The sequence below is a fragment of the Nocardia sp. NPDC005746 genome (assembly GCF_040630785.1).
In the GTDB taxonomy this organism is placed as follows: Bacteria; Actinomycetota; Actinomycetes; order Mycobacteriales; family Mycobacteriaceae; genus Nocardia.
In genome coordinates, this window is the sequence record NZ_JBEXYE010000007.1 from 62,392 (window position 1) to 88,925 (window position 26,534).

The 26,534-nt window shown below is 69.3% G+C and carries 24 protein-coding genes; 12 read left to right on the top strand and 12 right to left on the bottom strand.

Annotated features, from left to right (window positions below; all coding sequences use genetic code 11):
- Window positions 1-56 precede the first annotated feature (56 nt).
- From ABZ412_RS15335 to puuE, 7 genes are all read left to right on the top strand, one after another.
- Window positions 57-503 carry a MarR family transcriptional regulator gene (locus ABZ412_RS15335; RefSeq protein ID WP_357281045.1) on the top strand — a complete coding sequence of 149 codons (447 nt, stop codon included), beginning with the start codon at window positions 57-59 and terminating at the stop codon, window positions 501-503.
- Between the two features lie 68 nt (window positions 504-571).
- Window positions 572-1,279 (top strand): GntR family transcriptional regulator, encoded by a 708-nt coding sequence (locus ABZ412_RS15340; protein ID WP_357281625.1) that lies wholly within the window; start codon window positions 572-574, stop codon window positions 1,277-1,279.
- Between the two features lie 121 nt (window positions 1,280-1,400).
- Window positions 1,401-2,948 carry an NCS1 family nucleobase:cation symporter-1 gene (locus ABZ412_RS15345; protein WP_357281047.1) on the top strand — a complete coding sequence of 516 codons (1,548 nt, stop codon included), beginning with the start codon at window positions 1,401-1,403 and terminating at the stop codon, window positions 2,946-2,948.
- Between the two features lie 5 nt (window positions 2,949-2,953).
- A complete protein-coding gene (locus ABZ412_RS15350) occupies window positions 2,954-3,700 on the top strand; it encodes an aspartate/glutamate racemase family protein (RefSeq protein ID WP_357281049.1) in 747 nt (248 codons plus the stop codon).
- A complete protein-coding gene (locus ABZ412_RS15355; protein WP_357281052.1) occupies window positions 3,697-4,911 on the top strand; it encodes an aldolase in 1,215 nt (404 codons plus the stop codon). The genes ABZ412_RS15350 and ABZ412_RS15355 overlap by 4 nt, the downstream gene beginning before the upstream one ends.
- Window positions 4,908-5,939, top strand: a complete 1,032-nt coding sequence (gene alc / locus ABZ412_RS15360; RefSeq protein ID WP_357281054.1) for an allantoicase — start codon at window positions 4,908-4,910, stop codon at window positions 5,937-5,939. The genes ABZ412_RS15355 and alc overlap by 4 nt, the downstream gene beginning before the upstream one ends.
- A complete protein-coding gene (gene puuE / locus ABZ412_RS15365) occupies window positions 5,936-6,853 on the top strand; it encodes an allantoinase PuuE (RefSeq protein WP_357281057.1) in 918 nt (305 codons plus the stop codon). Before alc ends, puuE begins: the two co-directional genes overlap by 4 nt.
- A gap of 69 nt (window positions 6,854-6,922) precedes the next feature.
- Here the strand turns inward: puuE and ABZ412_RS15370 are convergent, their stop codons facing one another.
- Genes ABZ412_RS15370 through dapB form a run of 3 tightly spaced genes read right to left on the bottom strand, consistent with a single transcriptional unit; the run spans window position 6,923 to window position 8,857 of the window.
- Entirely contained in the window at window positions 6,923-7,570 is a 648-nt protein-coding gene (locus ABZ412_RS15370; protein ID WP_357281059.1) for a hypothetical protein, read from the bottom strand.
- Between the two features lie 55 nt (window positions 7,571-7,625).
- The gene (locus tag ABZ412_RS15375) at window positions 7,626-8,120 is read right to left on the bottom strand and encodes a hypothetical protein (protein WP_357281062.1); all 495 of its coding nucleotides are present in this window, start codon (window positions 8,118-8,120) and stop codon (window positions 7,626-7,628) included.
- The gene (gene dapB, locus ABZ412_RS15380; RefSeq protein WP_357281627.1) at window positions 8,117-8,857 is read right to left on the bottom strand and encodes a 4-hydroxy-tetrahydrodipicolinate reductase; all 741 of its coding nucleotides are present in this window, start codon (window positions 8,855-8,857) and stop codon (window positions 8,117-8,119) included. The genes ABZ412_RS15375 and dapB overlap by 4 nt, the downstream gene beginning before the upstream one ends.
- A 135-nt stretch (window positions 8,858-8,992) precedes the next feature.
- Between dapB and ABZ412_RS15385 the strand changes: the two genes are divergently transcribed.
- From ABZ412_RS15385 to ABZ412_RS15395, 3 genes are all read left to right on the top strand, one after another.
- A complete protein-coding gene (locus ABZ412_RS15385; protein WP_357281065.1) occupies window positions 8,993-9,586 on the top strand; it encodes a TetR/AcrR family transcriptional regulator in 594 nt (197 codons plus the stop codon).
- Between the two features lie 88 nt (window positions 9,587-9,674).
- On the top strand, window positions 9,675-10,532 hold the full coding sequence (locus ABZ412_RS15390) for a sterol desaturase family protein (RefSeq protein WP_357281067.1): 858 nt from the start codon (window positions 9,675-9,677) through the stop codon (window positions 10,530-10,532).
- Window positions 10,533-10,614: 82 nt separating this feature from the next.
- Window positions 10,615-12,183 carry an esterase-like activity of phytase family protein gene (locus ABZ412_RS15395; RefSeq protein WP_357281070.1) on the top strand — a complete coding sequence of 523 codons (1,569 nt, stop codon included), beginning with the start codon at window positions 10,615-10,617 and terminating at the stop codon, window positions 12,181-12,183.
- A gap of 50 nt (window positions 12,184-12,233) precedes the next feature.
- Here the strand turns inward: ABZ412_RS15395 and ABZ412_RS15400 are convergent, their stop codons facing one another.
- Both ABZ412_RS15400 and ABZ412_RS15405 read right to left on the bottom strand, forming a co-directional pair.
- Window positions 12,234-13,385, bottom strand: a complete 1,152-nt coding sequence (locus tag ABZ412_RS15400) for a serine hydrolase domain-containing protein (RefSeq protein WP_357281072.1) — start codon at window positions 13,383-13,385, stop codon at window positions 12,234-12,236.
- Window positions 13,386-13,624: 239 nt separating this feature from the next.
- A complete protein-coding gene (locus ABZ412_RS15405; RefSeq protein WP_357281075.1) occupies window positions 13,625-14,740 on the bottom strand; it encodes an alcohol dehydrogenase catalytic domain-containing protein in 1,116 nt (371 codons plus the stop codon).
- 74 nt (window positions 14,741-14,814) lie between these two features.
- On the opposite strand from ABZ412_RS15405, the gene ABZ412_RS15410 reads away from it, so the two are divergent.
- The gene (locus ABZ412_RS15410) at window positions 14,815-15,468 is read left to right on the top strand and encodes a methyltransferase domain-containing protein (protein WP_357281077.1); all 654 of its coding nucleotides are present in this window, start codon (window positions 14,815-14,817) and stop codon (window positions 15,466-15,468) included.
- 3 nt (window positions 15,469-15,471) lie between these two features.
- On the opposite strand, the gene ABZ412_RS15415 is transcribed toward ABZ412_RS15410, so the two are convergent.
- The 3 genes from ABZ412_RS15415 to ABZ412_RS15425 form a co-directional block, all read right to left on the bottom strand.
- Entirely contained in the window at window positions 15,472-16,209 is a 738-nt protein-coding gene (locus ABZ412_RS15415; RefSeq protein ID WP_357281080.1) for a hypothetical protein, read from the bottom strand.
- A gap of 82 nt (window positions 16,210-16,291) precedes the next feature.
- On the bottom strand, window positions 16,292-17,701 hold the full coding sequence (locus ABZ412_RS15420; RefSeq protein WP_357281082.1) for a pentapeptide repeat-containing protein: 1,410 nt from the start codon (window positions 17,699-17,701) through the stop codon (window positions 16,292-16,294).
- 214 nt (window positions 17,702-17,915) lie between these two features.
- On the bottom strand, window positions 17,916-19,154 hold the full coding sequence (locus ABZ412_RS15425; protein ID WP_357281084.1) for an MFS transporter: 1,239 nt from the start codon (window positions 19,152-19,154) through the stop codon (window positions 17,916-17,918).
- A gap of 91 nt (window positions 19,155-19,245) precedes the next feature.
- Here ABZ412_RS15425 and ABZ412_RS15430 point away from each other — a divergent pair, with 91 nt between their 5' ends.
- Window positions 19,246-19,566 carry a helix-turn-helix transcriptional regulator gene (locus ABZ412_RS15430; protein WP_357281086.1) on the top strand — a complete coding sequence of 107 codons (321 nt, stop codon included), beginning with the start codon at window positions 19,246-19,248 and terminating at the stop codon, window positions 19,564-19,566.
- 264 nt (window positions 19,567-19,830) lie between these two features.
- Here ABZ412_RS15430 and ABZ412_RS15435 read toward each other — a convergent pair whose 3' ends face one another.
- The 4 genes from ABZ412_RS15435 to rpsO all read right to left on the bottom strand — a co-directional run bounded on the left by ABZ412_RS15435 (window position 19,831) and on the right by rpsO (window position 26,459).
- Complete coding sequence (locus tag ABZ412_RS15435) at window positions 19,831-21,981, bottom strand: protein kinase (RefSeq protein WP_357281089.1); 2,151 nt, start codon at window positions 21,979-21,981, stop codon at window positions 19,831-19,833.
- A gap of 84 nt (window positions 21,982-22,065) precedes the next feature.
- The gene (locus tag ABZ412_RS15440; protein WP_357281628.1) at window positions 22,066-23,355 is read right to left on the bottom strand and encodes a pitrilysin family protein; all 1,290 of its coding nucleotides are present in this window, start codon (window positions 23,353-23,355) and stop codon (window positions 22,066-22,068) included.
- Between the two features lie 148 nt (window positions 23,356-23,503).
- Window positions 23,504-25,765, bottom strand: a complete 2,262-nt coding sequence (locus tag ABZ412_RS15445) for a polyribonucleotide nucleotidyltransferase (protein ID WP_357093352.1) — start codon at window positions 25,763-25,765, stop codon at window positions 23,504-23,506.
- 424 nt (window positions 25,766-26,189) lie between these two features.
- The gene (gene rpsO / locus ABZ412_RS15450; protein ID WP_213556830.1) at window positions 26,190-26,459 is read right to left on the bottom strand and encodes a 30S ribosomal protein S15; all 270 of its coding nucleotides are present in this window, start codon (window positions 26,457-26,459) and stop codon (window positions 26,190-26,192) included.
- Between the last annotated feature and the right edge of the window lie 75 nt (window positions 26,460-26,534).

The window sequence follows — 26,534 nt, forward strand, 5'->3', positions numbered from 1 at the left end:
CTCAATTGCAGAGAGTAACAATGATTGAGCTACTCAACAATAGATAGAATCGGCGAGTGACCGACGAACCATCCGCCGCCGCGGGCGTCCACCCCGCCGGGCTGCTGCGGCACCCGACCTACGCCCTGGGCAAGCTGCACAAGGCGATGCACGCCGAACTCGGGACGCCGCTGCGCGAGCACTGGGTGCTCACCTACCTCGCCGAGCGCGCCGAACCGTCCCAGCAGGAGATGGCCAATGTGCTCGAGATCGACCGCAGCGAGGTGGTGCGGCTGATCGACAGCCTCGAGAAGGCCGGACTGGTCACCCGCAATCGCGATCCCGAGGACCGTCGGAAATACCGTTTGGCTATCACCGCGGCCGGGAATCGGGTGCGGGCCGAGACCGACGCGCGGATCGCCGCGGCGACCGATGTGCTGCTCGCCCGCCTGTCCCCGGCGGAACGGGAAACGCTGCACCGGCTTTCACTCAAGGCGCTGGGCTACGACGCCGACGAGATCTGACCCACACCGGGGGGCTTGCGGTGACGGTCTAGGGTTGGGGCGTGCCTTCTCGCGCCCGCCTACCCCGTTTGCCCCAGCTCAACCCGCCGCTGGACGTCCGTCGCGGCTACTCCCAGCAGGAGATCCTCGGCGAGATGCGCCGTCTGATCCTGGAGGGCAACCTGCCTCCGGGCACCGGCCTGCCCCTGGGCGAGCTGGCCCGTTCCTTCGAGGTGAGCGCGATTCCGGTGCGTGAGTCGCTGCAGACGCTGATCGGCGAGGGCCTGGTCGAGCATCGGCCCAACTTCGGGTACCAGGTGACCCTGCTGACCGCTGACGAGCTGCGCGAGCTGTACGTGGTGCGCGAGCGGCTGGAGTCGGCGGCGCTGGCCGCGGCGGTGCACAACGCGACCGAGGCCGACCACCAGTTGGCCCGCGAGATCCACGCACGCCTCGAGCAGGCGGTACTCACCGAGAACGCGGTGGCCTATCACCGCGAGACCCGCAATTTCCATCTGGCGCTGGTACGTCCGTCGGGTATGCCGCGGGTGGTGCACATGCTGGAATACGCCTGGAACATCACCGAGCCCGTGCAGCCCATGGTGCACGTGACGACGATGGACCGCGTGGTGCTGCACGCCGATCACTCCAAGCAGTTGCAAGCCTTCCTCGCAAGAGATGCTGAAGCGTTGCTAGCGGCGACCGAAGGGCATCATGCACGATTGAACGGTGTGCTCGCGCATCTCCCGAAGGACACCGGACTTTTCGCCGAACCAGCAGGTGAAGAAGATATATAGGCCCTGAACCAGGGGTTACGGAACATATATCGTTCAGGCAATAATCGGGCAATGCCTGTTGGATAGCCTTCGCACACTCGTCTCAATCAACGGGACACCACGACACGATGGGATGTGCGAAATGCCCGATACCGTTGCGCCGGCGGCCGGGAGTTCGCTCGCCCCGGTCCCGCCCGCGCCGGAGCCCCCGGCCTCGCCCGCCCCCGCGTACGCCCCCCGGCTGGTCAACGAGGACCTGGCGCCGCTGCGGAAGCAGACCTGGGGCACGTACAACATCTTCGCGTTCTGGATGTCGGACGTGCACAGCGTCGGCGGGTACGTCACCGCGGGCTCGCTGTTCGCGCTCGGGCTGCACAGCTGGCAGGTGCTCGTCGCCCTGGTCGTCGGCATCACCATCGTGTACGGCCTCTGCAACCTCGTCGCCAAGCCCAGCCAGGCCACCGGCGTCCCGTATCCGGTGATCTGTCGCAGCGCCTTCGGTGTGCTCGGCGCGAACGTCCCGGCCATCATCCGCGGCTTGATCGCGGTGGCCTGGTACGGCATTCAGACCTTCCTGGCCTCGGCGGCCCTGGATGTGGTGCTGATCAAGCTCTTTCCGGGCCTGGCCCCCTACGCGGTCGAGGCCGACCACGGCTTCCTGGGCCTGTCCGCGCTGGGCTGGTCCTCCTACCTGATCCTGTGGGTGCTGCAGGCCGCGGTGTTCTGGCGCGGCATGGAGTCCATCCGCAGGTTCATCGACTTCTGCGGTCCCGCGGTCTACGTGGTCATGTTCGTGCTGTGCGGCTACCTGATCCACAAGGCGGGCTGGCACGGCATCGACCTGAACATGGGCAAGGCGGCCACCCACACCGGCTGGTCGGCGGTGCCGGTCATGCTGGGCGCGATCGCGCTGGTGGTGTCGTACTTCTCGGGCCCGATGCTCAACTTCGGTGACTTCTCCCGCTACGGGCGCAGTTTCGCGGCGGTGAAGAAGGGCAACTTCCTGGGCCTGCCGGTCAACTTCCTGGTGTTCTCGCTGCTGGTCGTGGTGACTGCCTCGCTGACGATTCCGGTGTACGGCGAGCTCATCACCGATCCGGTCGCCACGGTGGCGCGCATCGACAACACCTTCGCGATCGTGCTGGGCGCGCTCACCTTCACCGTCGCGACCATCGGCATCAATATCGTCGCGAACTTCATCTCCCCCGCCTTCGACTTCTCGAACGTGAACCCGCAGAAGATCAGCTGGCGCACCGGCGGCATGATCGCCGCGGTCGGGTCGGTGCTGATCACCCCCTGGAACCTGTACAACAACCCGGACGTCATCCACTACACCCTGGAAGTGCTGGGCGCGTTCATCGGACCGCTGTTCGGCGTGCTCATCGCCGACTACTACCTGGTGCGCCGCCAGCGGGTGTTCGTCGACGAGCTGTTCACCATGTCCGAGCAGGGCACCTACTGGTATCGCAAGGGCTACAACCCGGCCGCCATCGTGGCCACCGCGCTCGGCGCGATCGCGGCGGTGATCCCGGTGCTGACCGCCGGCGACGTGCCCGGCATGTACACCGCCGCCCAGTACAGCTGGTTCATCGGCTGCGCCCTGGCCCTGGTCGCCTACCGCGTGCTGGCGTTGCGCGGACCGCTGCAGATCGACGCCTCCCGCCACGTCCCGTCCTTCGAGAACCGGTGATTTCCATGCGCATTCGAGTCATCAATCCCAATACCACCGCGGCCATGACCAGCCTGATCGAGGCCAGCGCCAAGCTGGTGGCCGCACCCGGCACCCTCGTCGAGGGCGTGAACCCGACCATGGGCCCGGCCTCCATCGAGAGCCACTACGACGAGGCGCTGGCCGTGCCGGGCCTGCTGGCCGAGATCGCGCGCGGCGAGGCCGAGGGCGTGGACGGCTACATCATCGCCTGCTTCGGCGATCCGGGCCTGGACGCCGCCCGCGAGCTCGCGCGCGGCCCGGTGATCGGCATCGCCGAGGCCGCCATGCAGTACGCCAGCCATCTCGGGCGCAAGTTCAGCGTGGTCACCACACTGGGCCGCACCGCTGGCCGGGCCTGGGATCTGGCCGAACGCTATGGGATGGAACGGTTCTGCGCGAACGTGCACGCCTGTGAGATCCCGGTGCTCGAACTCGAGGATCCCAAGGCGCGCAAGGTCATCGCCGACGCCTGCCGTGACGCCGTGGCCGCCGACGGCTCCGACGCCATCGTGCTCGGCTGCGCGGGCATGGCGGATCTGTGCGAGTACCTGACCGACGAGGTCGGGGTGCCCGTCATCGACGGCGTCGCCGCCGCCACGCTGACCGTGCAGTCGCTGGTCACCATGAAGCTGCGTAAGTCCGGCCGCGGGGAATTCGCGGCCCCACTGCCGAAGCGGTATGTGGGATTGCTCGCCGATTTCGGCATCGAGGAGAAGGAGGCCCGTGCGTGAGGGTGCCACCGGAGACATTGAACGGGATCGAATCCCGTGTGCGGGACGTGGATTCGGAGCTGCTGCGGCGCTATCCGGGTGATCGCCCGGGACAGCCGGTGCACACCGCGTACGCCTCCGGCGCCGACGCCTCGATCGATCTGCCCGGCCAGTGGGGCGCGGCCGCCATCGAACTCGCCGAGACCCAGCGCGATCTGCTGGTCGAGCTGGCCGGCGCCGACGTCACCGAGCGGGTCTTCTCGGTTCTTCGCGAGCGGCCCATCCAGGACCTGCGTTTCGATTTCGAGGACGGCTACGGCACCCGCGGCGACGAGGTCGAGGACCGCGACGCCCTGCACGCCGGTGCGGTGCTGAAAGCCCTTGCCCCCGAGGTCATCTCGCGCGGCATCCGCATGAAGGGCTTGACCTCCCTGGAGTGGGCGCGCGCCGTGCGCACCCTGGAGAAGGTCCTCGAGGGCGCGGGCGGGGTGCCCGAGGGCTTCGTGTTCACCGTCCCCAAGATCCGCCACGTCGAGCAGGCCGACATCACCGTGGACCTGTGCGAGGCCGTCGAAGCCGCGCACGGCCTCGCCGCCGGATCGCTGAAGTTCGAGCTGCAGATCGAGAGCCCGCAGGCCATCATCGCCGCCGACGGCGCCTCCCCGGTCGCCCAGCTGATCCAGCGCTCGGCCGGACGCTGCACCGGATTGCACTACGGCACTTACGATTACAGCGCAGCCTGCGGGATCGCACCCAAGTTCCAGTCGCTCGAGCACCCGGTCGCCGACCACGCCAAGGCGGTCATGCAGGCCGCCGCGGCCACCACCGGCGTATGGGTGTGCGACGGTTCCACCCAGGTGCTGCCCATCGGCACCGACGCCGAGGTGCGCACGGCGGTGTCGCGGCACTTCCGCCTGGTCAGCCGCTCGCTCGAGCGCGGCTACTACCAGGGCTGGGACATGGGCGCGGGCCACCTGGTCACCCGCTGGCTGGCCACCTTCGCGTTCTTCCGCGAGGGCCTGGGCATCGCCGCCCCGCGCATCGGCCGCTACCTGGACCGCCAGGGCGGCGCGGTGATGGACGAACCGGCCACCGCACAGGCGCTGGCGACAGTGGTGCTGCGCGGACTGGAGTGCGGCGCTTTCGATCCCGCCGACGTGATCGCGATCGCCCCCGAAGCCTCTGTCGAGGTATTGCATCAATTGCGAGAAAGGAAGATCCCGGCGCTATGAGCGACGCTGATTTCACGCTGCTTCCCGATCTGGCCGTGCGCACCCTGGGCGGTGCCGTGCTGTGGGCCGACGACGAGTCCTTCGCCGAGCGGGAGAACCTGATCCGGCCCGAGGCGGCCACCTACTCCCCCGCCACCTTCGGCCACAAGGGCCAGGTCTACGACGGCTGGGAGACGCTGCGCCAGCGCGGCGAGGACGGCGGCCACCCGCCCATCGACGCCTGCCACACCGCGATCATCCGACTGGGCGTCCCCGGCGTGATCAAGGGCGTCGTGGTGGACACCGCGTGGTTCAAGGGCAACTACCCGCCCGAGGTGTCGGTGGACGCCATCGCGGTGCCGGGCCATCCGTCGGTCGACGAGCTGGTCGCCGCCGAGGGCTGGACCACCCTGGTGGACCGTGCCAAGGTCGACGGTGATTCGGAGAACCCGTTCGGGGTCGACTCCTCCCAGCGCTTCACCCATGTGCGCCTGCGCATGTTCCCCGACGGCGGCATCGCCCGCCTGCGCGTGCACGGCGTCGCCAAGCCGGATCCGGCCTGGCTCGAAGCGGGCCCGTTCGATCTGGCCGCGATCGAGAACGGCGGCCTGGTCGTCGACTGCTCGAACCGCTTCTACTCGCACCCGCAGAACGTGCTCATGCCCGGTCGCGCCCGCAGCATGGGCGACGGCTGGGAGACCGCGCGCCGCCGCGACAAGAACACCAACGACTGGGTGCTGGTGCGGCTCGCCGAGGAAGGCGTGATCACCGCCGCCGAGATCGACACCTCGTACTTCCTGTTCAACAGCCCGGGCGCGGGCTCGCTCACCGGCATCCGCGCCGACGGCACCGAGGTCGAACTGCTGGGGCGCACCCGCTTGCAGCCCGACACCCGCCACCGCTTCCTGATCGACGCCGCCGACCCGGTGCTCTCGGTCCGCCTGGACGCCTACCCCGACGGCGGCCTGGCCCGGTTGCGGCTCTACGGCACGCTCACCGACGGAGCCCGCGCACGATTGCGTGCCGAGCTGGACAATGAACGCGCATGAGCGATTTCGACCTGAACTACCCGCGGGACATGGTCGGCTACGGCCCCCACCCGCCACATCCGCAATGGCCTGGCAATGCGAACATCGCCGTCAACTTCGTCCTCAACTACGAGGAGGGCGGCGAGAACAATGTGCTCGACGGCGACGAGGGCTCGGAGACGTTCCTGTCGGATATCGTTCCGGCGGCGTCGTTCCCGGACCGGCACATGTCGATGGAGACCATCTACGAGTACGGCTCGCGGGCCGGACTGTGGCGGGTGCTGCGGCTGTTCGAGAGCCGCGGCGTGCCGCTGACCATCTTCGGGGTGGCACGGGCGCTGGAACGCAACCCCGAAGCGGTCGCGGCGTTCAAGCGGCTCGGTTACGACATCTGCTCGCACGGCCTGCGCTGGCTCTCCTACCAGAGCGTCGACGTCGAGACCGAGCGCGCGCATCTGGACGAGGCGGTGCGGATCATCACCAAGCTCTTCGGTGAGGCGCCCAAGGGCTGGTACACCGGCCGCGACTCGCCGCGGACCCGCGAACTGGTGGTGGAGCACGGCGGATTCGTCTACGACTCCGACTCCTACGCCGACGACCTGCCCTACTGGGTGAAGGTCGGCGACCGGGACCACCTGGTGCTGCCGTACACTCTCGAAACCAACGACATGCGGTTCTCCTCCCCCGCCGGATTCGCCAACGGCGAGGAGTTCTTCACCTATCTGAAGGACGCCTTCGACGTGCTCTACGCCGAAGGCGAGGCGGGCGCGCCGAAGATGCTCTCGATCGGCCTGCACTGCCGCATCGCGGGCAAGCCCGCGCGGGCGAAGGCGTTGGAGCGCTTCGTCGATTACGTGCGATCGCACGACAAGGTGTGGCTGGCCCGGCGCATCGACATCGCCGAGCACTGGCAGCGGGTACACCCCGCCTCCTGAACGCGAGACAGGAACGCGGCCCGGAACCACCAGGTTCCGGGCCGCGTTCGGTTCGTCACGCGAAACCGCTCAGAGCGTGCCGTTCTCGATATCGGCCTTCACCGCTTCCTGGGAGGCGAGGTGCGCGGCCACGCCGTTGTCCGCGGTGAAATCGATGAGCGGCTGATCGGCGACGAAGGTCAGGTGCTCGTTGACCGTGGTGGTGCCGTCACCGTTGTCGGTGAAGGTGACCACCTGATGGGTGGTGACATTGGGGATGTCCCAGGTGTCGGAGGTGTAGTAGTTCTGGTCCGGATACAGGCGCTGCTCGGCCTGGGTGTGGCCGGGGAAGGTGATCGGCCCCATCGGAATGTCTTCCAGCGCCGTGAAATCGGTGACGCGCACGCCGTCCTCGTCGCAGGTGCGGTGGACGATGATGTCCTTGAGGAAGGAGTGGCGGCCCAGGCCGTTGCGGAAGTCGGTGTACACCGACCACACCTTGTCCAGCGGGGCGTCGATGGTGATCGGCAGATCCACCTCGCGCACCGCCCGCGCGTCGGCCGGATTGCGCTGCTCGGCCTCGTAGATCGACCAGCTGAGCTGCCATTCGAGTTTGTAGTCATTCTCCGACTCGATACAGGACGGCGCGGTGTCCGCGCGCGCCACCGCCGATACCGCCGCAGGCGACCCCATCGTCGCGCAGGCGATGGCCAGCGCATAACCCACCGTGAACCTCACCCGGCGGACTTTACTCCGGTCGCAACCTACCGGCAGGTTTCCTGCGAAACGCCGGCTACCGAGAGCCGGAACGCTCGGCGCGCTCCAAATCGACTGCGCGCTTCATCATTTCGCGCGCCCGGGTGCGGTCCCCGGCATAGTCGTAGGCGCGGGCCGCGCGGTAGCTGGTGCGCCAGTTCTGCGGGTCCGCTTCGAATTCGGCCTTCACCTGCTCGAAAAGCTCATCGGCGGCGGCCTTCTCGATACGGCCGGAGGGGCGGCGCGGCAGCTCGGAGACGTCGAGCTCACCGCCCTCCTCGTGCATGCGCCTGGCCAGATGCTGGTGGGCGAACGCGGCGCGGACGCTGGTCCCCACGATCCATACCCCCAGCAGCGGCAGGATGAGCACGCCCAGGCCGAGGCCGATGGCGGCGGGCTTGCCGGAACCGATGAGGCTGAACGCGATCCGGCCCAGCAGCACGAAATAGAACCCGAGGACCAGCACCAGGGCGGCGATGAAGCCGACCCGCTTGAAGACCTCGCGGCCGTTGTTCGCCGCCGGAGCGCTCACAGGTCGAGCAGCGGGTCGATGCCCACGGTCAGCCCGGGGCGCAGCGGGGTCTTGCGCACGCCCAGCAGCACGCCCGGCACGAAGGAGGTGCGGTCGAGCGAGTCGTGGCGGATGGTGAGCGTCTCGCCCTGGGTGCCGAACAGCACCTCCTGGTGGGCGACCAGCCCGGCCAGCCGCACCGAGTGCACCCGCACGCCGTCCACGTCCGCGCCGCGCGCGCCCTCCAGCTCCTGGCTGGTGGCGTCGGGGCTGCGGCCGACACCGGCCTTCTCGCGGGCGGCGGCGATGAGCGCGGCGGTCCGGAAGGCGGTGCCCGAGGGCGCGTCGGCCTTGTTCGGGTGGTGCAGCTCGATGACCTCGACCGAGTCGAAGAAGCGGGCGGCCTGCTCGGCGAACCGCATGCTCAGCACGGCGCCGATGGCGAAGTTGGGGGCGATCAGCACGCCGACCTCGGGCTTGGCGGCGAGCCAGCCCTTGACCTGCTCGAGCCGCTCGGCGTCGAAGCCGGTGGTGCCGACGACGGCGTGAATGCCGTTCTCCACCAGCCACTTCAGATTCGGCATCACCACGTCGGGATGGGTGAAGTCGACCACGACCTCGGTCCCGGCGGCGGTGAACGCCTCCAGCGAGTCGTCCTTGTCGACCTGCGCCACCAGCTCCAGATCCGCGGCCGCCTCGACGCCCGCGCAGATGGACTGCCCGACCTTGCCGCGCGCCCCGAGCACACCCACCCGGATCCGGTTCGTGGCCACCTGGTCTCCTTCGCTATGACCGATCTGGAACCCGTCGAGCCTATCGGGTCGGCGAAACGCCTCCGACCACAGGCCGGTGACCACGGGCCTGCCGAATTGACCGAGTGGTAACTTTCGAGGGTGCGATCCACAGCCGGAACCAAGGGCGTCCCGCGCGCCGAACGCGAGGCGCAGATTCTCGACGTGGCCGCCGCGGAGATCGCCCGGGTCGGTTACGCGGGTCTGTCCCCCGCGACGGTGGCGGCGGCGGCCGGGGTGTCGAAACCCTTGGTGTACGGCTACTTCGGCTCCAAGGACGGGCTGTACGTGGCCTGCGTGCAGCGGGCCTCGGCGGTGCTCGGGGACGCCATCGACGCGGCCTTCGCCGGGCCGGCCTCGCTCGATATGGCTGAACGCACGCTCGCCGCGATCTTCACGGTCCTGGAACCGCGCCCGCACGACTGGAAGGTCGTGCAGGACCAGTCGCATCCGGACGAGGGGCCCGCGGCCGAGGCGGCGCTGGCCGCGCGCGCCCGCATCTCGGCGCAGGCCGATCGGGGTGTGTCGGCGTTCGTGTCGCTGCACGGACTGACCGATCCGCACGATCTGTCGGCACTGCGCGCGGTCTGGACGGGCGTGGTCGCCGCGCTCGTGGACTGGTGGCTGAGCCATCCGGACGAGACGGCCGAGGCCATGGTCGCCCGCAGCAGCCGGCTGTTCGCCGCCCTCACCTGACCCAGGCAACCTCGAATGTCCGAATCGGCCTCTTGTCCCTGAATTGACCAATTGGTAACTTACGAATTGGGCAATTCGAGGAGGTCCGATGTTTTCGCAGGTCTGGCATGAGATCAATACACCGCTGCTGTACGCGGTCCCGGTCTTTCTACTGTCCATCGGCGCCGAGGCGCTGGCCCTGCGCGACGATCACGACGCCACCGGGTACCTGGCCCGCGACACCCGGACGAGCCTGAGCATGGGCGTCGGCTCGCTGGTGTCGAGCGCGATCTTCAAGGCGGGGTCGCTGGTGTTGTTCGTCTTCCTGTGGACCTACGTCGCGCCCTGGCACATCCCCACTAATGTGTGGTGGAGCTGGGCGCTGCTGCTGCTCGTCCTCGACTTCGCGTTCTACTGGAACCACCGCTTCGTCCACCGGGTGCGGATCGGCTGGGCGGCGCATCAGGCGCATCACTCCAGCGAGTACTTCAACTTCGGAACCGCCCTGCGGCAGAAGTGGAATCCGTGGACCGAGGCCGTCTTCTGGGCGCCGCTGCCGCTGCTGGGCTTCACGCCCTGGACGATCTACATCGCCTTCACGATCAACCTGATCTACCAGTTCTTCACCCACACCGAGTCCGTCGGAAAGCTCTGGGGCCCGGTGGAATTCCTCTTCAACACCCCGTCGCACCACCGGGTCCACCACGGCAGCGACGCGCAGTACCTGGACAAGAACTACGCCGGGATGCTCATCATCTGGGACCGCGTGTTCGGCACCTTCGAACCCGAGATCCAGCGTCCCACCTACGGTCTCACCAAGCCGGTGGGCACCTACAATCTGCTGACGCTGCAGTACGGCGAATACGCCAAGATCGTGCGCGACGTGCGGAGCACCACGAACTGGCGCGACAAACTCGGCTACATCTTCGCCCCGCCGGGCTGGGAGCCCGAGCAGACCCGATCCTGACGCGCGGCCGGTTCACGAGCTCGGCGGAAGGTGTTCAGGCAACGGCCAACCCGGCGACGGATCGGACGTATAGGCATCTCTCGTGAGAATTCGTCCCGTTTCCCGCCGGGTTGCCGTCGCCGTCGTCGTCGGCGCAGCCGCCGTCACCGCCGCCTGCTCCTCCGGATCCGACTCCGCCGACTTCACCGCCGCGGCAGGCCAGCCGCTGGTGATCTCGCTGGACCAGCTGCTGGACAAGACCGGGGGCCACGCCGCCGTCGCGGTCGCCGACCCGCAGCACGGCACCCTGAGCCGGCGGCTGGACGGCGCGCTGGTGTACACCCCCGCGGCCGGGTACACCGGCTCGGACTCCATCACCGTCACCACCACCGACGCGGTCCGCCTGTTCACCACCGACATCCCGCCGATCGGGGAATTCGGCGGAGTTCCGGTGCAGGCCAGTGCCTACGGCTCCGCCTTCACCCCGGTCCCGGGCTCCACCGACGAGTTCTACGGGCTCACCGACCGCGGCCCGAACGTGGACGGCAAGGGCAAGAACGAGAAGATCGCGCCGGTCCCGGACTTCACCCCGCAGATCGCCAAGTTCAAGCTGGTCGGCAACAAGGCCGTGGTGGAATCCACCATCCTGCTGAAGAATCCGGCCGGGCAGCCCTTCAACGGCCTGGTCGACGCCTCCGCCACCACCGGCGAGACCATCAAGGACCTCACCGGCAAGGCGCTGCCGCCCACCGATCACGGCATCGACAGCGAGGGCCTGGTCGCGCTCGCCGACGGCACCTTCTGGATCTCCGACGAATACGGCCCGTTCCTGGTGCATTTCGACGCCAAGGGCGCGGAGCTGGAGCGGCTCGCGCCGGGCCGCGGACTGCCCAAGGAACTCGCGTTCCGCACCCCGAACCAGGGCATGGAGGGCCTGACCGTCACCCCCGACGGCAGCACCCTGGTCGGTGTCGTCCAGAGCGCGCTCAACGAGCCGGGCGTCACCAATGCCCGTGAGACCCCGATGACCCGCATCGTCACCGTGGACCTGAAGACCAAGGCGGTCAAGGAGTTCGCGCTGCCGCTCGAGTCGCCCAAGGAGAAGCTGGCGGTCTCCGAGATCACCGCGCTGTCCAACACCACCTTCCTGGTGGACGAGCGCGACGGTAACAAGGCGCCCAAGGCCAACAAGAAGCTGTGGACCGTCGACATCGCCGGCGCCACCGACATCGGCCCGGACGCCAAAGTCCCCGGCGCGCAGTACGACCCGGAGAAGGGCCTGCTGATCGATGGCAAGCCGGTCGAGGTCTACGTCGGCACCGTCAGCACCGCCGACGGCATCGCCGCGCTGAGGAAGGCGGGCATCACGCCGGTCGCCAAGACCGGCAACCTCGACCTGGGCGGGCTGCTGGACGGCCTCAATGCCGACGGCAAGTTCTTCGGCCACGACAAGATCGAGGGCGTGGCCACCAACGACCACGGCAAGACCCTCTACATCTCCAACGACAGCGACTTCGGCATCGAGGCCGTCACCGGCGACCAGCCGCCGTTCGGGCTCAAGGCCAAGATTTTGCCCAACGGCGTTCAGGACACCGGCGAGATCCTGGCGGTGGACACCACCAAGCTGCCCGCCAAGACCGAGACCAAGAAGGTCACGCTGACGGTCAAGTAGATCACCGGGATTCAGCCGGTTCCACCGGGATTCGACGCGGTCCACGGCGCTCAGAGCGCGCCGTAGGCCGCGTCGATCAGGTGGTAGGCCCGGCGGTCGCCGGAGACCCAGTCGCGGCGCAGGTTCGGGGTGAAGGCGATCGCGAGCCGATTCGCGGTGTCGCCCAGGCCGATCGCGCCGCCCGCGCCGGGATGGCCGAAGGCCGTGGGGCGGGCCGTCTCGGGCAGGATCATGTTCTCCGAGGGCAGCATGTAGCCCAGGCCGAACGCGCTCTCCAGGGTCAGCACGGCGTCGCGGCCGCGCACGCGCTCGCGGACGGCGTCGGCGAGGACGTCCGGGGGCAGGAGGTCGCCGCCCGCCAGGTCGGCGTAGAAGCGGGCCAGGGCACGGGCGGTGGTGACCAGTCCGGTCGAGGGCCAGCCGCCGGCCAGCACCTCCGGATTGTTGTAGGAGCCCAGGGGATTGGTGGAGGCACGCAAGGCCAGCGATCGGGGGTCCTGGAAGGCGCGCGCCATCTCGGCCACCGTCGCGGCACTGAGCGGGGCGGGGTCGGTCCACGCCTGGTCGGCGGCGGGCGGAGCACCCACGCGGGCGGCCTGCTCCGCGACCTCGGGCGGCGCGCCGATCCACAGCTGGTCGCCGAAGTTCCGGCGCACATACTCGCCGACCGTGAATCCCGTGTGACGGCGGACGAATTCGCCGAGCAGCCAGCCGAAGGTCAGGGCGTGATAGCCGTGTTCGGTGCCGGGTTTCCACACCGGGTGTTGTTCGGCCAGCCGGGCCGCCATCGCCCGCTGGTCCGCGGCGTCGGCGGCGGAGACGGGACGCTCGAAGACCGGCAGACCCGCTCGATGGGTGAGCAGATCGGCCAGTGTCGTCGAATCCTTGCCTCCGACACCGTATTCCGGCCACCAGTCGGTGACCGGATCGTCCAGGCCGACGCCGCGCTCATGCGCGACCAGTAGTGCGGCGGTGGCGGTGACACCCTTCGTGCACGAGTAGGTGACCACGGGGGTGTCGCGCACCCAGGGCCGGTTCGCCCGGGTGTCGGCGAGGCCGCCCCACAGGTCGACGACCGGACGGCCGTCGACGAAGACGGCCACGGCCGCGCCCGCGTTCCCCCCGTCCGCGAAGCTCGCCTCGAACACATCCCGCACCGCCCGGAATGCCGGGTCGACCTGGCCGTCCGCGAATCCGCTCATGGCCAAATTAGAACACGTTCTAGTTCAGGACGGAACCGGTATCAGCAATTGCGAGACCAGCCAGCCGGGATGCGCGCCGGTGTTCACCACGCCGGTCTGCACGAGAACCGTTCGCATCGTGCCGTTCCCGAGATCACGCAACCGGATCCGCCGCGTGGGCGGGAAGCTCGCCACCTCGCGGTCGCCCCACATTGATCGGCCCGCCGCCGACCACCGGCCCGCGGCGGGCCGCCTGCGCCTCAGTCGAAGATGATGACCTGGCGCAGGGTGTGGCCGGCGGCCAATTCGTCCATGGCGTGGTTGATGTCGTCGAGGCGGATGCGGGAGGAGACGAGGCGCTCGACCGGGAGGGTGCCTTCGCGCCACATGCGGACGAATTCGGGGATGTCGCGGGCGGGGACGGCGGAGCCGAGATAGCTGCCGATGATGGTGCGACCCTGCGCCACCAGGGCCAGCGGGGAGATGGCAGCGCGGGCGTCGGGGGCGGGCAGGCCGACGGTGACCGTGGTGCCGCCGGGAGCCGTTGCGGCGACGGCGGTTTCGAAGGCGCGGATATTGCCGGCGGCCTCGACGACGACGTCGGCCTGGATGTTGTCGGCGGCGATCTGCTGCGGGGTGTAGGCGGCGGTCGCGCCGAGTTCCAGTGCGGTCTTCAGCTTCTCGGGGACGGTGTCCACCGCGATGACCTCCTGGCCGGTGCTCGCGCGCAGGGAGGCGGCCACCAGCACCGCGGCCATGCCGACACCGCCGAGACCGACCACCATGATGCGGTCCCGCGGACCGGGCTTGGCCGAATTCAGCAGTGCGCCACCACCGGTGAGGACGGCGCAGCCGAGGACGGCGGCCACCTCCGCGGGCACGTCGTCGTCGACGGGGACCACCGAATGACGGTCGACGACGGCATGGGTGGCGAAGCCCGAGACGCCCAGGTGGTGGTGGACCTCGACACCGTCACGGAGCAAACGCCGTCCGCCCGCGAGGAGCTCGCCCGCGTTGTTGGCGAGACTTCCGGGCTCGCAGGGGGTACGGCCGTCGGTGGCGCAGCCCGCGCAGGAGCCGCAGCGGGGCAGGAAGGTCATGATGACGCGCTGGCCGACACGCAGGTCGGAGTCGCCGGGGCCGAGCGCCTCGACGCGGCCCGCGGCCTCGTGGCCCAGCAGCATGGGGACCGGGCGGACGCGGTTGCCGTCCACCACGGACAGGTCGGAATGGCACAGGCCCGCGGCCTCGATCCGGACCAGCAGCTCACCCGGGCCGGGTTCGCCCAGGTCCAGCTCGCTGATGGTGATCGGCTTCGAATCGGCGAAGGGCGTCGACGCCCCGATCTGTTCCAGGACGGCACCACGAATCCTCATGCGCCCGACGCTACTCCATCGCACCTTCCCAGACAGTCCGGAATCTGATTCCATGGAGCGGGACAGGAGCACACATGACCACTTCGCTGACCACCGGCAACCGCGCCTTCAACCATGTGGTGACGCGGTTCTGGGGCAATGTCGCCCGCGCCTACGACACCGCCGCCCTGCAACACTTCGTCTACCGCCCGCCGCAGGACCAGATGGTCGCCGAACTGCGCGCCGCCGGATCCCGGCGGATCGCCGACATCGGCTGCGGCACCGGCATTCTCACCACCCGCATCCAACGCGAACTGCGGCCCGACGCCGTCTACGGCGTGGACGCCTCGGCGGGCATGCTGGAGCAGGCCCGCGCCCGCTCGGCCGAGGTCCAGTGGCGGCATTCCGCCGCCGAGCATCTCCCCTTCGACGACGGCGCACTGGACGCGGTCGTCACCACCAGCGCGTTCCACTTCTTCGACCATCCGGCGGCGCTGCGCGAATTCCATCGGGTGCTGACGCCCGGCGGCCTGGTGGCCATCGCGACCATGCATCCCTCCGGTGCGGCGTCGCGCCCGATCCAACGGCTGACCCGCAGCCCGCGCTTCCCCGCGCACGCGCCGTCGCCGCGCGAGACCCGCACACTGCTGACCGACGCCGGTTTCGAGGTCGTCGATCAGCGCAAGGTCGCGCGGCCGCTGCCGTCGTGGCTGATCCCGGACGTCATCACCGTCGGCAAGCGGCGCTGACCGTCACGTCCCCGGGTTGTCGCCGCCGCGGAAACACACGGTGAGTTCGAGCTTGCGCCAGATCACCCAGACCGCGCCGCGGCCGTCCCGGGGACAGGACGCGCCGGAGGTGGCGTCGGCCAGCACGGCGGTGGCCTGGACGATGTGCTCGCCGGGCGTCGCGCAGTCGACCTTCGACGGGGTCTCCATGGCGGTGGTGTCGTAGCAGACGCCGGTGCGCCAGTCAAAGGTCAGGCACAGGTGGTAGCGCGGCTTGCCGGTCTTGTCCTTGGGGGCGGAATCGAGCGTGTAGAGCGGGCCGGTGCACGGGTCGGGGCCGTTCTGCAGCACCCGGTAGTTCGCGTCCACCGAATTGCAGTCCGACGGTTCGGGTGTGCCCGCTTTCCAGGTCGGGGCGCCCGAGGCGTCCCTGGCTCGCTCGATGGGGACCTCGACGCAGTCCCCCGGCTTCAGGGACGCCATGGGATCGGGGGCGGCGGGTTTGGCCGAGGTGGTCGGCTGCCCGGCCTGCACGAGTTCGGGTGGCGCGCCGATGGGCTTGCCCGCGACGGTTTCCCGGGTCATGGGTGAGAGGGTGGCCGTCACCACGGCGAACACGAGGATCCAGCCGGTCGCCGCGAATGCCAGGGCGCTCACCCGCCGCCGCTTCGATGCCGCTCCGGTCCGGCTCGCGAGGGCCGCCGCCAGGCAGAACAGTGGAACCGCTACCGCGGCAACCCAGCCGACGCCGTGGCTCCCCACCACCCAACCCCTTCAACTCCGCTCGTCTGCAAGCTATCCCACGGCGGAGTTCCGGGCAAAACGGGCGATGCGCCCGGCTGGTTCAGGAGGCGAGTTCGGAGGCGGATTCGGCCAGCACCGGCGGCCACGGGGTCGGGGAGATATGGGACGGCTTGGTCGCGGGGCTCTCGTCCCAGTCGAAGTGGACACCGACCCACGCCTTCGGGCGGTCGAAACTGACCTCGCGCGCATCGAAGGCGGCGCGGCGGAAGGAGATGTCGCCGAAGAAGTCACCCCCGGCGAAGACCACCTTGCGGCCCCCGAAGACGGTGTCGGCGAAGGAGACCGTGCCGTGGTACTCGGTGCGCGCGAACGACACTTCCTGGGTGCGGCCGGTGCGCCAGCGGATCTGCGTGCCCAGGCGGGCGCAGTCGAAGGAGCTGGACTCGGTGTAGAAGCGGGAATCGGCGAAGGTGACTCGCGCGCCGATGAATTCCGCACCCGTGAAGGTGATGCGCTCGCCGTCGAACACCGCGCGCTCGAAGGTGGTCTGGTCGGCGGCGAAGACGGCGTTGGCGAAGCTGGTCCGCTCCCCCGCGAACGTGGTGCGGTCGAACGCGGTTCGCGTGCCCCGGAATTCGGCGCCCTCGAAGCTGCCGCCGCTGCCGAAGGTGGCCTCGGCGAAGGTGGCGGCGGTGTCGTCACGGTCGGCGCGGTCCACGGCGGTGTGGGCGAAGACGGCCCGGTCGAACACGGCGGCGCTGCGGAAGATGGCCCCGCGGAAGGTGACCCGTTTGCCGAGGAACCGCGCCTGCTCGAAGGTGACCGTGCGGCCGCTCAGGAACATGGCGTTGGTGAAGCGGGTATTGCGGCCCGCGAAGACGGCGTAGCGGAAGTCGGCGTTCTCGAAGACGGCGTCGGTGAAGTCGAAATCGCAGGAGCTCCAGCGGGTCTCGGCGGAGGGGCGCAGGTGTTCGGCGATCACCCGGACGATGGTGTCGCGGACCTGCCGGTCGTTCTGGCGGTAGGTGTACACCCGTTCGACGGCGGTGCCGTGGTCCTCGATGCGCTGGGATTTGGAGACCAGGTGGCTGGCGCCCTCCTCCGGCTGGTACGGCAGCCGCAGGTAGCCGCACAGCACGTCGACGCACTGCTGGCGCCGCCAGCGCGCGGAGAACTCGTCGGCGACCCCGGCCATGGCGTAGACCCCGGCGATGCGCACCGCCACATCCGGGTCGCCGAGCTGACCGGCGGCGGCCCCGAAGACCTCGGCGAAACGTCCGCGCTCGGCGTCGCGCTGCTTGCGGTAGGCCACCACCAGCGCGACCGCGCCGCCGATGCCCGCCGCCACCGCGAGCGAAATCCGGCTCAGATCCAGCTGATTCGGCGTCTCGGCCTTGGCGCCGAGGAAGCGCCACAGCCCCCACCAGGTAAGGCCCGCGATGGCGAGCCCGCCCGTCACGGCGACCAGCACCGACACCAATAGACCCGACCGGTGTACCGTCCGGCTCACCACCCCACCGAACCTCCACCGCCGCATAGCCGAAGAATAGCGATCCGGGACGCCTCACGCATCGGATGCGGCAATTCCACCCCGACTTCGCGCACCCGAAAAACCGGGCATCGCAAATTGTTTCGCCCGGAATGCCGCGTCCGCCCCGGCGACGTGGGGTCACCGGGGCGGACGCGGGCGGGTTGTTCCGAGAACCTGGACGGCGGCGCGGCAGTCAGTCGACAATCGCGGTGGCCACCACGGCTGCCGCGGCCTCGGCGTTGCGGCGCAGGCCGATCCCGGCCGCGCCCAGGCAGGCCAGCGCGACCACCGCGACGAACCACGGGAAGACCGTGCTCAGCCCCCACGTGGTGGCCGCCCAGCCCGCCAGCACCGTCGGCACCGCCATGGCCGAGTAGGCCAGCAGGTAGTAGGCCGACATGGTCTCGCCCCGCTTGTGTTGCGGCACAACGTTGGACAGGTGCCGCAGCGATCCGCCGAAGCCCAGGCCGAAGGTGCCGCCCAGCGCGAGTCCGGCCAGCAGCACCAGCACCCAGTTGTGGGTGTTCAGCGCCGGAACGGTGAGCAGCAGCGCGATCGCCATCCCGACATCGCCGGCGATGGCCGCGCGGCGCGCCGGGATGCCGCCCGCGACGGCCTGGGCGAGTGCGCCCGCGGTCGCCGTGGAAGCCACCACCGCGCCGCCGAACACCAGATTGTGGATGCCGGTCTCGGCCGAGGCCAGCGAGGGGTACAGCGACAGCAGCACGCCCAGCACCGACCAGGCCGCCATCACGCCGAGCGCGGAGAACCAGAAATCAGCGCGGATCTCCTGCGGCACAGCCGGTTTGGCGATGGTGATGCGCTGCTTCTGCCGCGCCGCGTGCGGTTCCCGCAGCGCCATTACGCCCGCGGCGATCAACAGGCACACCAGCGTGATCACCACATACGGCGTCCGCAGGGGATGCGGCGCGTACTGGGCCAGCACCGCCGACCCCAGGATCGCCACGGCCATACCGACATTGAAGGCCACCCCGGACAGCTGTCCCGACCGCGCGCCCGCCTGCGGGCGCAGGTCCAGCAGCGCCGCCGCGCCCGCCACCACGATCGCGCCGACCGCGGCCCCGTGCAGGGCCCGCGCCAGCAGCAGCATGGCCACATTGTCGGCGAACAGGAACACCACCAGACCGACGATCATGGTCGCGAACGCGCCGAGCAGGACCGGCTTGCGGCCCACCACATCCGAGATCCGGCCCGACACCAGGACCGCGCCCAGGGCGGCCACCGCGTAGACGGCGAAGACGAACGTCGTGGTGAGCGGAGAGAAATGCCAGCTGCGTTGATAGAGCCCGTACAGCGGGGCCGGTGCCCCCGAGACGCCGAGCGCGACACCACTGGCCGCGAGCACGAGCGCGTACGCCCAGCTCTGAGCGCCCTGTTCCGCGCTGGTCTCCACCGCCGTTGCCGATGCCATCCCAGCCTCCATCAGGTAAGTTTGAACCTTATCGAACTCACCGTAGCCAAGGTTCGACAGTTATCAAACTAGTTTTCCCGTGAGGTAGGTCATGACCGACACCGACGCGCTGCCCGCCGTGGCCCCGCTCCCCGCGGTGCTCGGCGCGCTCCAGGACCCGGTCCGCCTGGAAATCGTCCGCCGCCTGGCCGAAGCCGGCGCCCCCATCCGCTGCAGCCTCACCTACGACGGCGTCAGCAAATCCACCGCCGCCCACCACTTCAAGATCCTGCGCGAAGCGGGCGTCACCGAACGCGTCACCATCGACGGCAACACCCACCTACGCCTGCGCGCGGACGACCTCGACGTCGCCCTCCCCGGCCTGCTCCCCGCCGTCCTCGCCGCCGCGAACCGCGAACACACACCGGAGTAGCGGCCCGGCCAGCACGCGAGGCGATCAACCGCGCGCTCGATCCTCCTCGGCGAAGGACAGGGTGCGGGTCCGGCCCGACCTCCCCCAGGATGCTGGGCCACCCCGGAAGCGGACCGGTGCCCGTACACCGGCGCGGCGGCGAAAGACAGCTGCCAACGTCCCGGACGCGTGGAAGCGACCGGGAACCGGCCGTGCCCGTCGAGGTTCCGACCACGCGCCACAGCGGTGGCGCGGGTCGCGTTCGGGCCTCGTGCCCGCGACCGGTCAGGACTGGGTGAGCGGGAGCGACTTCCACCAGTCGACGACACCGCTCGGGGTGGTGGGGATGCCGCGGGTGTACATGAGGAACTTCTCGCGCTTGGGGTCGTCGAAGAACGAGGTGGCGAAGACCGTGGACGGGACGTCGGCGGTGGCGTCGAAACGGTGGTTGACGTACTGCTTCGCGCCGCAGAACTCCTTGAAGGTCAGATCCTCCAGGGCGCTTCCGGCCGGACGGATCCGGCGGGCCGCCGAACGCGCCACCGCGGCGGAATCGTAGGCGAAGACGATGTACTCGCGGACTTCGTGGTCGGCGGAGTACTGGCAGTCCCAGGCCGCGGCCCAGCCCTCGAAGGCGAAGGGCGGCAGGAAATCCTTGGTGTCGTGGTCGACCACGCGGCAGCTGGCCGAATTGAATCCCGAGCCCAGCTCCGGAGAACGCGGCACCAGTCCCGGGAAGGCCGCACTGATCTGGGCGATCTCGGCGGCGGCCGCCTTCGGCTTGGCGCCGCGGCCGGAGGGACTCATGACGAACACCACCACACCGAGCGCGACCGCCAGGCCCACGCTCATCACCACCAGCATGCGCAGGCCGCTCAGCCACCGGCCCGTACCCGGAGCGGTCATACGCTGTGGCGGCGACTGATGCCGGTCCGTGCGCGGCCCGAACAGGGCGGGAATGTCGGTCAGCCGGCCCGAACGCACCGCCGTCGATGGCGGAATCCGCCGCGCCCCGGTCGTTTCCGACGGCGAGGTCCGACGCCCCCCGGTGGCGTCCGGCTGGTGCGCGCGCCGGGCTCCGGTGATCTCCGAGGGATGGACTCGCCGCGCGCCCGTGGTCTCCGAGGGTGGAACACGTCGCGCGCCGGTGGTCTCCGACGGGTGCACCCGCCGCGCGCCGGTGGTCTCCGACGGATGTCTTCGGCGCGCAGCGGAATCCGGCTGCGAACCGCGTCGCGCCCCTGACGCCTCGGACTGCTGTCCCGGCCAGACCGCGGGTGCGTCCGGCTGCTGCGCCCGACGCATCCCCGACGTGTCGAACTGCTGCCCGGGCCGGGCCGCCGGTGTGTTCGACTGCTGGCCCCGCCGCGTCCCCGAGGAGTCGGGCTGCTGCCCGGGCCAGGGTGGCGGCGTATCGGACTGTTGTCCCCGCCGCACCGCGTTGGGGTCCGATTGCTGCCATCGACCGGCCGGTGAATCCGCTTGCGCCGCTCGCGAACCCGGCGCGTTGCGGGTCCCCCGGCGGCCGGTGGACGGCGCGGCGAGCCGTCGGGCGGACGGATCCGCGGCGCGGCGGCGCGGCGGCGCGTGGGCACTCTCGACCGCGACGCCCTCGGCCAGTGCGCGTTGCGCGGCCGCCGCGAAGTCCGAACAGGTCGGGTACCGGTCGTCGGGGTTCTTGGCCAATGCGCGGGCCAGGACCGGATCCAGGGTCGCGGGGAGGTCGGGTCGCAGGCTGGCGATCGGCGGCGGGTTGTCGTACAGGTGGGCTTTGACGATCGCCCCGAGGTCGTTCGCGCGGAAGAGCGGAACCCCGGTCAGCAATCGGAACAGGGTGCAGGCCAAGGAGTATTGGTCGGCGCGGTGGTCGACCGGCTGGTTCTGCAACTGTTCCGGGGAGGCGTAGGCCAGGGTCGCCATGACCGAGCCGGAGCCGGTGAGGCGGCCGGTGTCCTCCTGTAGCCGGGCGATGCCGAAGTCGGTGAGCAGCACCCCCGCCTGCTGTTCGCGGGTCTCCCGGGCCAGCATGATGTTGGCGGGCTTGACATCTCGGTGCAGCACGCCGACTCGATGCGCGTAGTCGAGGGCGTCGGCGGTGGCGGCGACGATCTCGACGGCGCGCTCGGCGGTCATGTCGGTGACCGATTCGGCTTCGATGCCGTCGACGTACTGCATGGCGATCCACAGTCGCCCGTCCTCGACGCCGCGGTCGTAGACGGTCACCACACCGGGGTGATTCAGCCGGGCCGCGAGGTCGGCCTCGCGTTCGAAGCGAGCGTGAGTCTCGCTGTCGCCGTGGTACTCCGCGTTCAACAGCTTCAGTGCGATCCAACGCGGCAGGCGCGGATGGCGTGCCAGGTACACCGCACCCATCCCGCCGCGTCCGAGCTCACGTTCGATGACATACCCGGCGAAGTTCTCACCTGGTTCGACCACGACCCCTCCCATTCCGGCGAGGTGATCATAGCCACAAACGGGCATACCTCACCGGCGGCTGGAGATTACCGCCGAGTAAGTATTTCAGCCGACCAGATTCCGGACGGCCGAGGGCAGGTCGCGGGTGCGCCGATACGGTCCGGCCACCGCCGCCCCGAACGGTCGCGCCAACAGGCTCGTCGCGATCGAGGACACCTCCTCGGTGGTGACTTCGTCGATGCGAGCGAGGGTTTCGGACACACTGCGGTGATTGCCGTAGCTGAGCTCCGAGCGCCCGATGCGGTTCATCCGCGATCCGGAGTCCTCGAGCCCCAGCACCAGTCCCCCGCGCAGCGAACCCTTGGCGCGAGCGCATTCGGCGTCGGTGATGCCGTTGGCCGCCACCTCCTCGAGCACGCCGTGCGCCAGAGCGGCTACGCGACCGAGGTTTTCGGGCTGGCAGCCCAGGTACACCGAGAACGCGCCGGTGTCGGCGAAGGTGTCGACACTGGAGTACACCGAGTACGCCAGCCCGCGCTCCTCCCGAATGCGCTGGAACAGCCGCGAACTCAGGCCGCCGCCGAGTACGGTGTTGAGCACCGACAGCGGCCAGCGCTTCTCACCCTCGTGCCGCCCGAAGGCGCGGGTGCCGAACACCAGGTGCGCCTGCTCGCTGTCGCGGTTGATGCGGATCAGTTCCGGATTGCCGCGCGGGCGGAACTTCCCCTCGCGGCGCGGCGCCGGTTCCAGTCCGGTCTCGAGCCGATTCTCGAAGGCGCGGAACACCAATTCGACGACGTGCTCGTGCTCGATATTGCCCGCGACCGCCACCACCATCCGGTCGGGCCGGTAGCGGCGCAGGTGGAACGAGCGCAGCTGGTGCGCGCCCATGGCCTCGATGGTCTCGACACTGCCGATCACCGGACGTCCGATGGGGTGGTCGCCGAACAGCGCGGTCAGGAACGCGTCGCCGACCAAGTCCTCGGGATCGTCGTCGCGCATGGAGATCTCCTCCAGCACCACCTGCCGTTCCACGCTCACGTCCTCGGCGCGGCACAGCCCGTTGAGCACCACGTCGCTGACCAGGTCCACCGCCAGCGGCAGGTCCTCGTCGAGCACATGGGCGTAGTAGCAGGTCTGTTCCTTCGCGGTGAACGCGTTGAGCTCGCCGCCGACCGCGTCCATGGCCTCGGCGATGTCCAGGGCCGAGCGCGAGGGCGTGGCCTTGAAGAGCAGATGCTCGAGGAAATGCGCGGCGCCGGCCACGGTCGGGCCCTCGTCGCGCGAACCGACACCGACCCATACGCCGATCGAGGCCGAGCGCACGCCCGGCACATGCTCGGTCACGACCCGCAGGCCGCCGGGCAGGACGGTCCGGCGCACTCCGATATCCATTGCGGGAGACTCGTTCCGGTCGATCGCCAGCGCAGAACCCCCCTGCTCCAGGTTGCGGAGCAAGGGGGCGTTGTTCTGCACGGAGTCCTTCGCGGTGCGCGCGGAACCCGCGCGCACCGCGGACTGCTTCTTCGTCACAGAGAAATGATTACTCTGCGTTCGCGTCGACCGCAGCCGAGGTCGCGGAGTTGTCCGAATCCTCGTCGATCGGAACCAGCGAGATCTTGCCGCGGTTGTCGATGTCGGCGATCTCGACGCGGATCTTGTCACCCACGTTGACCACGTCCTCGACCTTGGCGACGCGCTTGCCGTTGCCCAGCTTCGAGATGTGGACCAGACCGTCGCGGCCCGGGAGCAGCGACACGAACGCGCCGAAGGCGGTGGTCTTGACGACCGTGCCCAGGAAGCGCTCGCCGACCTTCGGCAGCTGCGGGTTGGCGATGGCGTTGATCGCGTCGATCGCGGCCTGCGCCGACGGGCCGTCGGTCGCACCGACGAACACGGTGCCGTCATCCTCGATGGAGATGTTGGCGCCGGTGTCCTCGGTGATCTGGTTGATCACCTTGCCCTTGGGTCCGATCACCTCGCCGATCTTGTCGACCGGGATCTTGATGGCGGTGACGCGCGGAGCGTAGGGGCTCATCTCGTCCGGGGTGGCGATGGCCTCGGCCATCACGTCCAGGATGGTGTCGCGGGCGTCCTTGGCCTGGTTCAGCGCGCCGGCCAGCACCTGCGACGGGATGCCGTCGAGCTTGGTGTCCAGCTGCAGGGCGGTGACGAACTCGCGGGTACCGGCGACCTTGAAGTCCATGTCGCCGAAGGCATCCTCGGCGCCCAGGATGTCGGTGAGGGCCACGTAGCGGACCTCGTCCTCACCCTTGTCGTTCTTCACGGTGTCCGACACCAGGCCCATCGCGATACCGGCGACGGGGGCCTTCAGCGGCACACCGGCGTTCAGCAGCGACAGGGTCGAGGCGCAGACCGAGCCCATCGAGGTGGAGCCGTTGGAGCCCAGCGCCTCCGACACCTGACGGATGGCGTAGGGGAACTCCTCCTGCGAGGGCAGCACCGGCATCAGGGCGCGCTCGGCGAGAGCGCCGTGGCCGATCTCGCGACGCTTGGGCGAACCCACGCGACCGGTCTCACCGGTGGAGAACGGCGGGAAGTTGTAGTGGTGCATGTAGCGCTTGGAGGTCTCCGGGCCGAGCGAGTCGACCTGCTGCGCCATCTTCACCATGTCGAGGGTGGTGACGCCCAGGATCTGGGTCTCGCCACGCTCGAACAGCGCCGAACCGTGGGCGCGCGGCACCACGGCGACCTCGGCCGAGAGCGCGCGGATGTCCGCGAGGCCACGACCGTCGATGCGGAAGCTGTCGGTCAGGATGCGCTGGCGGACCAGCTTCTTGGTGACCGAGCGGAAGGCCGCGCCCAGCTCCTTCTCACGACCGGCGAAGGACTCGGCCAGCTCGGAGAGCACGGCCAGCTTGATCTCGTCGGTGCGCTCGTCGCGCTCCTGCTTGCCCGCGATGGACAGCGCCTCGTTCAGCTCACGCTTGGCGGTGCCCTCGACGGCCTCGTAGGCGTCGGGCTGGTACGGCAGGAAGATCGGGAACTCTTCGGTCGGCTTGGCCGCCAGGGCGGCCAGGTCGGCCTGCGCCTTGCACAGGCGGGCGATGAACGGCTTGGCGGCCTCGAGGCCTTCGGCCACAACGATTTCCGTCGGGGCGGAGGCGCCGTCGGCGATCAGGGCCAGCACGTTGTCGGTGGCCTCGGCCTCGACCATCATGATGGCGACGTCACCGTCGACCACGCGGCCGGCGACGACCATGTCGAACACGGCGTTCTCGAGCTGCTCGACGGTCGGGAACGCGACCCACTGGCCTTCGATCAGGGCGACGCGCACGCCGCCGACCGGGCCGGAGAAGGGCAGGCCCGCGATCTGGGTGGACGCCGAGGCGGCGTTGATCGCGACCACGTCGTACAGATCCTTCGGATCCAGCGACATGACGGTCACGACGACCTGGATCTCGTTGCGCAGGCCGTCGACGAACGACGGGCGCAGCGGCCGGTCGATCAGGCGGCAGGTCAGGATCGCGTCGGTGGAGGGACGGCCCTCACGACGGAAGAACGAGCCGGGGATGCGGCCCGCGGCGTACATGCGCTCCTCGACGTCCACCGTCAGCGGGAAGAAGTCGAACTGATCCTTGGGCTGCTTGGAGGCCGTGGTGGCCGAGAGCAGCATGGTCTCGTCGTCGAGGTAGGCGACCACGGAACCCGCGGCCTGCTTGGCCAGGCGGCCGGTCTCGAAACGGATGGTGCGAGTACCGAAGGCGCCGTTGTCGATCAGGGCGACGGACTCGAAAACGCCGGGCTCGACCTCGGCGGCGGAACTGGTCTGGGTGTCGGACATCTTTGTTATCTCAACCTCTCGTCTTCGCCGGATCCGGCACGTGTTCGTTCACGTGCCCACCGGCAGGCGGCCGTACCCGGCATGGGCGCGCGGCAGCCCTCGTGGCTGCCGCAACGCACACCCGGCCGGTATCCCCTTGGATACGGCGACGCGGAGGCGGTCATCGATCGAAGCCCTCCGGGCGCGCATGGTTCATCTCATACTTCGCGCCCCGAAAAGCCACTACCGAAGACCGACGCCACGCGACGGGTGCATACGGCTCGTGTCGGCGTATATCCGGCCGTGTCCCCCCTCGTGGGGAACCTCCGGCCACATATACGAAAGGCCAACGAGAAGGATTCTATGCCTCCTCGTTGGCCGGTTCGTCAACTACCTCCGCTCACCAGGTGTGTCACCTCGTGGGCAGAGGGGTCCGCGGCTGGAATCAGCGACGCAGGCCGAGACGCTCGATCAGCGAACGGTAGCGGTTGATGTCCTTGTCCTGCAGGTACTTCGACAGCCGCTTGCGACGACCGATCAGCGCCATCAGACCGTGGCGGGTGTGGTGGTCGTGCTTGTGCTTCTTGAGGTGCTCGGTGATGTCGGCGATCCGCTTCGACAGCAGCGCGATCTGCGCCTCCGGGGAACCGGTGTCCTTCTCGTGGACGCCGTACTCGGCGAGGATGGCCGACTTCTGCTCGGTGGTGAGAGCCACAGATACTCCTTGTTTCAGACCGCGCTCGGAAGGACCCGGTTCTCGGCACTCTCAGAGGCAAGCCGCTGAAACCTG